This window comes from Stappia sediminis (assembly GCF_009826895.1).
In the GTDB taxonomy this organism is placed as follows: domain Bacteria; phylum Pseudomonadota; class Alphaproteobacteria; order Rhizobiales; family Stappiaceae; genus Hongsoonwoonella; species Hongsoonwoonella sediminis.
The window spans coordinates 420,300-432,161 of the sequence record NZ_WUMV01000002.1; the positions used below are offsets into that span (position 1 = coordinate 420,300).

An 11,862-nucleotide genomic window follows, 5' to 3' on the forward strand; every position below is an offset into this window, starting at 1 on the left:
CCGGTGAGATTGCGCGGTCTCGGCCTCCGCCGCGCCTTATGCAAAAATGCCGAACTCCTGCAACTTGGCGAGGATCATGCACAGAACCAGCGGCGAGCGCCCGATGACCAGGACGCGGACGGCCGATGGTCCAGGCGCGCGTTTCGTGAAGAACGGTCGCCGAGGGCAAGTGATACAAAGCTCCGAATAATCGGGCTGCGCCGACATCAAAGCCGGATATCGCCCGTCGGCGTTTTCTCTTCGTATATGCCCCTGTTGTCGATACCTGCAGCGGGGTATTGGTGCCGAGTGCCAGTCATGCGTTCGATCAGCTTTCGGTTTTGATTGAGGCAACTCATCAGCCCGTAACGCGAAATGACAGTTTGTCGGGCAGCTGACCGCATGCGCGAAAATGCGCCGGGATGGCGCAGGATCTCGAGCGTCGTCTCGGCAATTTCTTGCGGGCTCCAGAAATCGACAAGCCTTCCGTTTTCTCCATCGCTCACGACTTCCTCTACCGGTGCGGTGGCGGAGGCGATCACCGCGCAGCCGCATGACATGGCCTCGAGGAACGACCAGGAAAGGACGAACGGATAGGTGAGATATATGTGCGCTGCAGAAACCTGAAACAGACGCATGAGCGAAGAGTGCGGCAACTGGCCGAGAAAGTGGATTCTGTCCGGCGGCAGAGCGGTTTCGCGCATCAGGGCTTCGCGCCAGGTGAGTCCGTCATCGCGCGCCTTTCCGTAGCTGACGCCATCCCCGCCGGCGACGACGAATCGCGCTTCTGGATTTCGTTTTGCGATGATGCTGGCGGCTTGCATGAATTGCGGGAAGCCGCGATATGGTTCCAGGTCACGGGAGGCGAAGGTGATTACCGGATCGCCTTTGGCGAACATCGTGCCGTCGGGCAGTTCGAAGGTTGCAGAATGATCCGGACGCGCCCGGTTGGTGTCGATACCTTCGTGGATAACAGAAATACGCGGCCGATAGAGAGAAGGGTACCTGCTTCGCTGCCAGTGTGTCGGGCTGATCCCGCCGTCCAGTTGATCGAGAGTTGTTAGCTGCGTGGAGTTCCTGAGCCGCATCTGCTGCAGTTCCCGAAGTCCAACCGATTCGGTTGGGTCGAAACCGGAATCTCCGCCTGCAGGTTGAAAGTAGTATTCGCAGTAACCGAGTGCGGGAGTGTCGGGAAGGGCATCCTTTACAAACAGCATGCCGCCCCACGCGATATGGCCGAGGACGATATCGGGCGCCCCTTCGCGACTGGCGATCTTGCTGAGGATTTCCGCCACTCGGGAGCCGGCGGAAACATGGGGAAGCATCAAGGAGGAACCGGCGGCGGGGCCTGACACTTCCTGTGCCGTTCCGCCTGCGTATGTGATGATCTTCATTCCGCGAATCCTTGATTCGGCGGATTGCGTGATCAAGGTGACTTTCCATCCATCTTCCGCGAAATTCTGCGCGAGATAGCGGAATTGAGCCGGTCCTTTTCGGTGTACCAATGCGATGTGCATCACCGGCCGTTTCCGGTCAGCGAATGTCGAGATCGGACGGGCCGATGCCCGGAAGCCCGGTAGCCCAGGCAACCTCAAGCCGCCGCAACGTATTTACGGTTTCTTGCAGCGCCAGCAAATCCCTTTCGTTCCTGACGATAAGCCTCTGGTTTGCTTCATCGGCGGCGCGCACGTCCTCACACAGGCTTTTTCCCTTGTCCGTCAGCTTGATACGGGCCGAGCGCTTGTCTCGCTGCGACGGCGTGCGGTCGACATAGCCCGCCTGTACGAGTTGTTTCAGGCTGTAGGAAGCATTCGATCCGAGGTAGTGCCCCCGGTCGAGCAGGTCGCGAACGGAAAGGTCGTTGTCGCCGATGGTGAACAGCAGCATGACCTGCGAAGGAGAAACGTCGTCCGCACCGAGGCGATTCAGATCGAGCCGCAGCCGGTCCAGATACCTGCGATGCATTCGTTCGATGATTCTCACAAGCTCAAGATGTGTAACTTTATGACGGGTGTTACTTATCTTTTCATCGCTCACGCTGTTTAACCGTTCTTTCGTCCATGGCCTGTGATGACCGTCTTGTTCGTCGGTGAATTGTGCCATTTCGATCGTGTTTTTTTCCATGTGCCTCGATACTCCGGAGTGGTTTCGAACGAAATTCGAAATAAATTCACAGATATTTCCTCCCATTTTATGTACATTTTTATGTTTAACTCGCCGCATTCCTGGTCGATTAAGAATTTCACTAGATCGCCATAATTTATATGGCATTGTTTTATTGTTATAGTCTCTATGGATGCATGACATCTGTATGGAAAACTTGTGTCGTTTTCGGGGCAATTGGTTGGCGTGCTTGCGTCGGCCGGATGCACCGTAGTCAAGCTAAGGTATCGAGTTAAATGATCGGACGCCGAAATAAAGACTCCGGCGATACTTCTACACTTGTGCGGAATGCTCGCAAAACCTTCGCCGCAGGGTTGCTTGGTGCCGGAGCGTTAAGCGGTTTCATAAGTCTCCTGCAACTTACCGTTCCCCTGTTCATGTTGCAGGTCCATGACCGCGTCTTAAGCAGTCAAAGCCTCGATACGCTCAGGATGCTGATAATTATCGCCGCAGGAGCGCTTGCTCTTTATGGTATTCTGGAGTTTGTCCGCGGGCTCGTGTTTCAGGTGATGGGGGCCGCACTTGTTCGCAAGTTGAACCTGCCCGCTTTGGAGGCGGGCGTCAGGTCATCGCTGGAAAGCGGCAGCGCTCTCGCGTCCGAAACCCTTCGCGACCTTAATGATCTGAGATCCTTCATAACGAGCAATGCGATAAGCGCTCCGCTTGAGGCGATCTGGGCGCCCATTTTTTTGTTTGTCCTGTTTATGCTCCATCCGCTCTACGGACTTCTGGCTGTCATATCCGCGTCCATTCTTGTCGGATTGAATCTCCTGTCGGACCTTCTGACGCGGCCGATCCTCAAGGAAGCGAATGCGGCGAACCGGGAGAATGTCGCCAGAATCGGGTCGACCTTGAGGCATGCCGAAACCATCGAGGCGATGGGAATCATGCCGGCGCTGGCCAAGCGATGGAGAGCCAGCCAGTTTCACGCCAACGATTTGATGACGCTGGGCAACACACGAAGCAAGGCGATACATGCCGCAACGCGCTCCCTGCGATTCGGCATGCAGGTGACGGTGCTTTCGCTTGGCGCGTCGCTCGTGATCCGTGGAGACGCCACCCCCGGCACGATGATCGCCGCAAGCATCATCATGGGCAGGCTGCTGATGCCTTTCGACAATCTGACGGAAAACTGGCGGCAATGGGTGTTTGCGCTTGCGGCGTGGAAAAGGGTGCGCGACGTCATGGAGAATCACTCATCCACCCGTCAGACGATCCCGACGCCGCGATCCGAAGGCGACCTTGTCGTGGACAGGCTGGTCTATGCCGCGCCGAATACTCAGGTTCCGGTGATCAAGGGGATTTCCTTTTCGCTTCAACCGGGAGAAGTGCTGGGGGTCGTCGGGCCATCCGCGGCCGGAAAATCGACGCTTGCCCGTCTGCTTGTTGGCGCGCTTCAGCCGACTTCGGGCGGAATATTCCTCGATGGTCACAACGTTTATCTCTGGGAGCGCGCATCCTTCGGCGCGATGGTCGGATACCTGCCGCAGTCCGTCTCGTTGCTCGACGGCACGGTGCGGGAAAACATCGCGCGGATGTATGAAGCGGACCCGCGCCTCGTCATCGATGCGGCAAGGGCCGCAGGCGTGCACGAAATGATCGGACGCATGCCGCTTGGCTATGACACGCCGGTGGGCGATGGCCGATACACATTGTCGGGAGGGCAAAAGCAGAGGGTTGCCCTGGCTCGCGCGCTATTCGGGCGCCCGCGGTTGCTGGTGCTGGACGAGCCCAACGCCAATCTCGACACCGAAGGCGAGACGGCATTGCTGCAGGCGATTTCCTCCGCAAGGGCGGACGGTGCGATCGTCATCATCATCGCCCACAGACCGGCGATCATGGAAGCCGCCGACAAGATTCTGGTGCTTCAGGAAGGACGCATAACGCAATTCGGCGAACGAACGCAGGTCGTGAGCAATATCGCCTCACGCCTGCAGTCAAAATCGGTGGCACCTGCAATTACGCCGGGAGAAGTCGCATGAACCGGGAATTGAGGGTCCATAAAAATCGGATCGAGACTCCGGTTCCCCCGGAGACGGATGCCGAGCCGTGGTACATGCGCGCCTTCGAAGACGATGAGCCGCGTCCGAGCCTGCGGACACCGCTTGTTGCCGGCGCTATCGCCATATTGGTGGGCTTCGGCGGATTTCTTGGATGGGGGTTCACCGCCAACCTGGACAGCGCCGCAATTGCGACCGGCAATGTGATCGTGGACAGTCAGCGAAAGACGATCACCCATCTTGAAGGCGGAATCCTCAAGCGGTTGCTGGTGCAGGAGGGGGAATTCGTCGAAAAGGGGCAACCCCTTGTAGAGTTGGACGAAACGCGCGCACGTGCCGACCTCGAACAGTTGCGTGGCAAGCGAATAGGTCTGATGGCCATGATTTCCCGGCTGAAGGCTGAACGGGACACGGCGGGCCAAATCGAATTTCCTCGCGAGTTGCAGGAAAGCGGTTCCGAGATCGTTGCCGATGTTATCGCTGCAGAACGGCGCCTGTTTGAAAAGCGTCGCGAAGTTTACGAAGGCAAGATCGCCTATCAGCAAAAGGAAATTGAGCAGTACACCGCGCAGATAGAGGCAGCGGAAGCCCAGATATCCGCCAATCGGGAGCGGCGACGCCTCTTGAAGGAACGCGTCGATGCGCTGACGGGGCTTGAAAAGAAGGGGTATGCCTCCAAAGCGAATTTGAGCGTCGTCGAACTCGAATTGAATGAGTTGATCGGGGATGGCGGCGAACTTGTGGCCGAAAAGGCCCGTTCGGAAAAGGCAAGGCAAGGGGCGGAGGTTGCCGTTCTTTCGATCGAGCAGGAATTGCAGAGCGAAATTGCCGGCAAACTCCTTGAGGCGCAACTCGAACTCAATGCGACGAACGAACAGCTCAAATCGGCGCGGGATGTCCTGGACAGACTTGTCGTCCACGCTCCTCAGGGCGGCATTGTCTACAATGTTCAAATGCGCACGCCCGGTGGCGTGGTCGAGCCCGGCAAGCCGATCATGGATATCGTGCCGAAGGACGAAAAGCTGCTTGTCGAAGCGCGAATGAACCTCCGCGATATCGATTCAGTGCATGTCGGATCGAAAACCAGGGTCAGGCTCACCGCCTACGACATCCGGAAGACGCCGCCGCTTGATGGAGAGGTAACGTTCGTCGCTGCGGACCAGACCGTCGATGACAAGAACCAGGTGGCCTACTATGTGGTCCGCGCGGAGATCGATCCGGCCGAATTGAAAGACAATCCCCTGGTCGCCCTTTACCCCGGCATGCCGGCGGAACTTCAAATAATGCGACGATCCCGCAAGGCAATCGAGTATTTGGTCGAGCCGATTACCGAAAGTTTCAATCGCGCATTTCGTGAAGATTGAAATCAATTGGATTTGAATAATTTAGATTGGGTGCAAAGTTAGTCTTCAATTTCATCTAATGATATTTTTTAAATGTTTACTAATATGATTGGAGTTTTGTTGATTTTGTAATTAATTCAATGCGTTGGTTTGGCTTTTTGATAATTTCGATTGTCTTGGCGGCTTCTTTTGGTTGGCTGTATTCCACGTATTGATTGAATTTCAAATTACTTTAATTCGATTAATGTTCTGTCTTATAAGTATTATCTAAATTCAATTTAGTAAAAAAGTCGTTTGACCAAAGTACTGCCATAATATTTCCACGATATCTTCCTTTGTTTTTGGCGCAAATCGTGTAGTCTCTCTTTATGCAGCGCACAATTCTGCGTGCTGCGGAATACGCCTGTTCGACAGACGGGTGCGCAAATTCAACTTAACGAATCGTGGGAGCTACCAATGGCCACTTTAGAAGGCAGTGCCTATCAGGACTTCCTGGTCGGCACTAACGCGCCTGACTTTATCTTCGGACTTGGCGGAAACGATATATTGCTCGGCAATGAGGGCGGCGATTTCGTCTTCGGCGATGATGGCAATGAAGTGATCTCCGGCGGAGAAGGAAACGACATGCTCTTCGGCGGAGCCGACGACGATGCGATTTTCGGAGATGCCGGCAACGACATGATCTTCGGCAATCAGGGCGACGACTACCTTTCCGGCGGCGAAGGCAACGATACCATTCTTGGCGGCGACGGAAACGACGTCATTGATGGCGGCGCAGGCAACGACGTCATGATCGGCGGAGACGGTTTCGACATCTTCGTGTTCAACGGCGGTGGCGGCAACGACCTGGTCATGGATTTCAACGCCGGCGAAGACCTGGTCCAGATTGCTTCAGACATCAACGGCACGGGTATATCCTCGGCAGCCGATGTGGCCGCGCGCGCTTCGCAGGTCGGCAACAGCACGATCGTCGATCTGGGCAATGGCGACACGTTGACGTTGAACAACGTCGATGTGGACGACGTCCAGAGCGATCCCAGCACCTATTTCGTCATCTCGTGATGATGAAGGAGATCCGGGCGCCAGCCTCACTGGCGCCCGGCGATCCGTTCTGCCTGAACCAGGCCGGCAAAACGTCGGTTCGGATTCAATGTGTTGGTGTTTTCCCTTGCCGGTTCGGTTCCGCTATCGCGGCGCATTCCCCGGCAGTCTTCCGCAAAAGATAGTGATCCATGCCGATGCTTGATTCTGTAAGTCCGAATGACAGGATGACATTTGAAACTCCCGAGGTTTTCACGCTCGCTTCCGGTGTCTGCCTCGTCGTTTGGGACCTTCAGAACCGGGCCTGGACATCCCCCCGCCTGGAAGAAAGGGACGGCGGAAAGCTTTCGCCGGTTGCATGCGTGCGCCTTGCACGAAATGACGGCGGAACAAGACTTCTTTGGGTATTTCGCAATGACGCGAACAAAACGCGTGAATTGCGGGCAAGCGCGGGTGCGATAGCGTCCGAGACGGATATCCATGTGCCGCAGCCGGATGATATCGCTTTCGCGGATCCTCGAACGATCCTCAAGAACCTGTCGCTCAACGGTCGCGCGGCTATGATTTCGGCGCTTCTCAATACCTGGCCGGGGATCTTCAAGCTTGGCAGGAGCCGCAGTTTTACGGAGTTCGTCCTTCGCCTGCTTGGCGAGTTGAGTGAAGATCCGCCGCTGGCTGCCTGTTCGGCATCGGTCGGCGCGACCCGCATAATCGAGACGCGACTGGACGCAGGGTGCGATACCGTTTTGACGGCATCCCTTGTGACCGGCAATGGGGTGATGCGAATTGGCGGGAGTCCCTGCATTCTCGAGGAAAGCTCGAAAAACCGCCATCCCGTAATTTTGCTTGCAGAAATGCCGGTTCTTCCCAAGGGCGGATATCTGGTGCTTACCGGGCCTTGGGGGCTTGCGGTGCGCAAGCTCGATTTTTCCGCTGCCGGACAATCGCTCGTCCAGTGGTGGAATGCCCGAAAGCCCAGGAATGCGCGTCTTCGCGACTATGTAGTCTCGGTGCTCGGATCCCGTTCGAGGCAAGCGCGCTCAGCTGTGGTGGAGATGCAACTGGCAGACCCGCTTCCGGCAAGGCGCGTCAGCGGCGAGGGGCGCTTGTCTTCCCTGGCCGTGGAGGTTGCTCTTGGGGGAGAAAACGGAGTCCTGGTCGGCGGATGGATGCATGACCCGATCGGGATGGTCGAAGCTATAGATCTGATCGATACATCCGGCGTATCGCATACGCTCGAATTGAATGAATTTCCGGGTGTTTTGCCCGAGGAGCAGGGCGCGCAACGCGTCACATGCTTTGCCGCGTTCGCGCCGGTAGCGAATTCATTCGACATTATGCTTCAGCCGCGTTTTGAGGCGAGATTCGCCTCCGGTGCGCGCCATTCGCTCATTCCGCCGCCGCAGCCGAGCGATCTCAATGAGATCAGAAGGCGGATGTTGTCGATCGTTCCACCTCAGCATCTTGCCGACGGCATGCTCGAAAGTTGTCTCGCACCGGCCCTGTCGTCGATCCAGCATCGAATTCGGGCGTCGGTTGGCCGGCCAAAGGTGTCGGATATGGGTGTCGAGCATGCCAATCCCCAGGTTTCGATCGTCATTCCACTTTACAGGGAACTGGGGTTTCTCAAGGCGCAATTCGCCGCGCTGGCGACCGATCCATGGATCTCGGCAAATGCCGAATTGATCTACGTGCTCGACTCGCCCGAGCAGGCGGGAGATGTCGAGGATCTGCTCGGCAGTTTCCATCTTCTGTTCGGGCAATCCGTAAAGCTGGCCGTGATGGAGAGGAATGCCGGATACGCAATGGCGTGCAACGCCGGAGCGCGTGTCGCTCGCGGCAGATACATCGCGATGCTCAATTCGGACGCGATCCCGGCAAAAGCCGGATGGCTCTCGTTGCTCGCAGCTTGCCTGCAGCGCGATGAGGGTATTGGTGTGGCCGGGGCCAAGCTTCTTTATGAAGACAATGCCATCCAGCACGCCGGGCTTCACTTCATCCAGAACCAGGCCGGCAAGTGGTTCAATCACCACTATTTCAAGGGTTTTCCGCGTCATTTCGCCGATGCGAATGCCGAAAGGCAAGTCCCGGCGGTGACCGGCGCTTGCCTCGTGGTCGAGCGGAAGACTTACGAGGCCGTTGAAGGCTTCACGGAAGATTATGTTATCGGCGACTACGAGGACAGCGACCTTTGCCTGAAGGTCAGGCGATCGGGGCAGGGCATCGCATATGTTCCCGAAGCCGAACTCTACCACTTCGAGCGCCGGTCGATCCGCAAGAATGCCGATTACACGCGCGGCGTCGCTTCCCAATACAACAGGTGGCTGCACCAATGCCGCTGGGAAGACGAGATCAAGGAGTTGATGACCGCGCCTGACGGCGCAAGCCGGGGCAAGAGGGTTGCCGCATGAATACGGTTGCCCTTGTCCGCGAACCGTTTATCCAGCCAGCACCCCTTCAGGGCGAACGGCTGAACGATTTCCTGAAGGTCGTTGAGCGCAACCGTTTCCTGCCGGTCCCGCCGCGCGATTCGATATTCGTGGGGGACGGGGACTTTCGTACGATTGGCTTGGAATTCCTGCGCTATTTCATTGAGATCGGTGGATTGAGGGAAAACGATCGCGTTCTCGACGTGGGCTGCGGCATAGGCCGCATGGCGGTTCCGCTTACTCAATATCTGGATCCCGCGGCGGGTGAATATGCCGGCGTAGATCCTGCCGCATCGGGAATTGAATGGTGTTCGCGCAACATCGCCAGCCACTATCCTAACTTCCGTTTCACGCATATCGACGTGTCGCATCCGCTCTACAACCCTGATGGTTGTGTGGACGGTTCCGCCATTGCCTTGCCGTTCTCCGCGGGGGCGTATGACTTCGTGATCATGACGAGCGTCGTCACCCATCTTCCGGCATGCGAAATCCGTCCGTATTTCGCTGAAATTGCAAGGTTGCTGGCGCCCGGAGGGCGTTTCTTCATCTCGGCATTCGTCATCGAAGACGGCATCGAACTGGATGGTGATGGCCGCGACCCCCGCCTCGGCTTCGAGCGTGAGGGGCAAGGGAGCGCGTGGCATGCCAACAAGGAAACGCCGCTTGCGGCCGTCGCCTTTGATGACGGGTTTCTGGATCGGCATCTGCGGGCGTCGGGTTTCGAGCTCGCGATCAAGCAACTGGGGCGTTGGCGCGGAAAGTCCGACGCACCGAATTATCAGGACTTCATTGTCGCGGTTAAGACGGCGAGGGGGGCATGACCATGCGAATTCTTGTGCTGGCACATAATCATCCCTCGCTTCATCCAGGTGGCACGGAGACCGTGGCCCACGAGCTTTTCCGCGAATACCGCGATGCTGGGCACGAGGCTTTGTTTCTTGCCGCTACCAACCGTCTCCATCGGGAACCGCATCCGGGGACGAGCTTTCAGGCAATCGGCGACAGCCGTGACGAAATCCTGATGTGGGCAGGGCATTTCGACAGGCTCAGCATGAGCCAGATCGATCTCTACGGCTTCGTTCCCGATATGAAAAACCTGCTGGAGACGTTCCGGCCGGACGTCGTCCACATTCATCATCTGCTGTTGTTCGGTGTAGAGCTTCCGACCCTTATCCGCAGAACGCTTCCGGATGCGCGCATCGTCATGACGTTGCACGATTATTACGCGATTTGCGCAAACGACGGCGTGATGATGAAAAGCCCGCAGGAGCAATGCGCGGCATTCGAGCAGGGTGGACTTTGCAGCTGTATCGAAGATGTGCCGGCCGAGCGGATGCGCCTCAGGGAACGATATATCAAGACGCACCTCGAGGCTGTCGATCAATTCACATCACCCAGCGCATTCCTGCGCGATGCCTATGTAAGGTGGGGTATTGCGGGCGAAAAGATCGAATTGCTGCCCAACGGCAGGCCCGATGTGGATGCCGCCCTCGCAAGAAGCACCCTCTGCGATGCGAGGAACGTTTTCGGCTACTTCGGCAATCTTACGCCCTGGAAAGGGATAGAGGTACTATTACGCGCCTGCAAAAGGCTCATTGAAGCGGACGTCGAATTCGAGCTTCGGGTGCATGGCGGAGCGCCTTTCCAGGGGGAGCGATTTGTCGACGAGATAGACGCGCTTTTCGACGAAACATCCGCCCGCGTCACCCGTGTCGGGCCTTACCGGCCGGAAGATATTCCGCGATTGATGCAGTCGATCGATTGGGTGGTGGTTCCTTCCGTCTGGTGGGAGAACGCGCCGCTCGTGATCGCAGAGGCACGCCAGCACAAGCGTCCCGTCATTGCAAGTGGCGTGGGCGGCATGGCCGAAGCGGTCAAGGATGGGGTCGACGGCCTGCATGCGCAAAGGAGCGATGTTTCCGATCTTGCGCGTGTCATGCGGCTTGCTGCCGGCGACCCGGATCTCCACCGCAGGCTTGTGGCCAACAACAGGCAGCCGCCATCGGTCGCGGCCGTGGCCGAGAGATATCTGCGCTTGTTCGCGAAATTGAAGGCCGCGCCGCAGAACGCCGCGGCCTGAGGAGATAGGATATGTCCGTCGCCAAAGCCGAACCGGCACAGACTTCACCCCGGGAGACCGGCGCGCGCGAAGGTACCAAGATCCAGGGCCGTATCGATGCCTTCGAGGATGGCAGGCTCTACGGTTGGGCATGGGATGCGGTTCATCCGGAAAGCCGGATGACGATCCAGGTGTTCCTTGACGGACGACGATTGGTCACAACGGTCGCGGACACTCCCCGGGTCGATCTTCGCCGCAATGGCATAGGCGACGGAGCCTATGCTTTCGACCTCGAATTGCCGCAGGAAGCAAAAGCCTCGCCGGACGGATTGTCGGTTGTTGCCGTTTCGCCGCTCGACGGTTCGAAGCAGGCCCTGCGTCAGCCCGAGGCGGGGGAACGGGCGGCCGAAGCGGCGATCGCGCTTCCCTTGGCACGTGTAATGGAAAAGCTGGACCGGCTGCTGGCCGCACAGCGTCAGATCGCCGTCGGCCAAAGAGACGCGACGGCATTGCTGAAGGACACGACAAGCCGTCTCGACACGCTTGCCTCGACTGACGGGGAACTTGGTGAAGCGCTCGCCCTGCTGCGGGGAGGCCAGGGAGACCTTTCGCAGCGCGTCCAGGATCTTGAAGTATTTCTCGTTCGTTTTGACACGACGTTGAAGGCTTTCGAGGACCGCCTTGCCGACCTCGCGGACAGACGCAGCGGCGGAGCGCCTCTCCACTTCATGCTCCTTGCGACGCTCGTCGGTGCCGTCGTCGGCATGATCGGCGCCATGATCGCAGGGTTCTGAGGGATGACGGACATAAGCAAGAGCAATGTTCTTAATCACGTCCACGGGATCGAA

At 57.6% G+C, this 11,862-nt stretch carries 9 protein-coding genes; 7 read left to right on the top strand and 2 right to left on the bottom strand.

The features are described 5' to 3' along the window. Positions 1–206: 206 nt before the first annotated feature. Positions 207–1,496, bottom strand: a complete 1,290-nt coding sequence (locus GR183_RS05490; protein WP_160774579.1) for a glycosyltransferase — start codon at positions 1,494–1,496, stop codon at positions 207–209. Positions 1,497–1,512: 16 nt separating this feature from the next. Beyond that, the gene (locus tag GR183_RS05495; RefSeq protein ID WP_244313625.1) at positions 1,513–1,944 is read right to left on the bottom strand and encodes a MarR family transcriptional regulator; all 432 of its coding nucleotides are present in this window, start codon (positions 1,942–1,944) and stop codon (positions 1,513–1,515) included. A 434-nt stretch (positions 1,945–2,378) separates the two neighbouring features. On the opposite strand from GR183_RS05495, the gene GR183_RS05500 reads away from it, so the two are divergent. From GR183_RS05500 to GR183_RS05530, 7 genes are all read left to right on the top strand, one after another. Next, a complete protein-coding gene (locus GR183_RS05500; RefSeq protein WP_160774580.1) occupies positions 2,379–4,124 on the top strand; it encodes a type I secretion system permease/ATPase in 1,746 nt (581 codons plus the stop codon). Beyond that, positions 4,121–5,506: an HlyD family type I secretion periplasmic adaptor subunit gene (locus GR183_RS05505; RefSeq protein ID WP_208999759.1), complete on the top strand. Its 1,386-nt coding sequence runs from the start codon at positions 4,121–4,123 to the stop codon at positions 5,504–5,506. The genes GR183_RS05500 and GR183_RS05505 overlap by 4 nt, the downstream gene beginning before the upstream one ends. Before the next feature lie 435 nt (positions 5,507–5,941). Next, positions 5,942–6,547 (top strand): calcium-binding protein, encoded by a 606-nt coding sequence (locus tag GR183_RS05510; protein ID WP_160774581.1) that lies wholly within the window; start codon positions 5,942–5,944, stop codon positions 6,545–6,547. A gap of 206 nt (positions 6,548–6,753) precedes the next feature. Further along, on the top strand, positions 6,754–8,937 hold the full coding sequence (locus GR183_RS05515; RefSeq protein ID WP_160774582.1) for a glycosyltransferase: 2,184 nt from the start codon (positions 6,754–6,756) through the stop codon (positions 8,935–8,937). Beyond that, positions 8,934–9,776, top strand: a complete 843-nt coding sequence (locus GR183_RS05520; RefSeq protein WP_160774583.1) for a class I SAM-dependent methyltransferase — start codon at positions 8,934–8,936, stop codon at positions 9,774–9,776. Before GR183_RS05515 ends, GR183_RS05520 begins: the two co-directional genes overlap by 4 nt. Further along, a complete protein-coding gene (locus tag GR183_RS05525; RefSeq protein ID WP_160774584.1) occupies positions 9,773–11,035 on the top strand; it encodes a glycosyltransferase family 4 protein in 1,263 nt (420 codons plus the stop codon). The genes GR183_RS05520 and GR183_RS05525 overlap by 4 nt, the downstream gene beginning before the upstream one ends. An 11-nt stretch (positions 11,036–11,046) precedes the next feature. Continuing rightward, positions 11,047–11,808, top strand: coding sequence for a hypothetical protein (locus GR183_RS05530; protein ID WP_160774585.1), 762 nt, complete (start codon positions 11,047–11,049; stop codon positions 11,806–11,808). Positions 11,809–11,862: the final 54 nt, after the last annotated feature.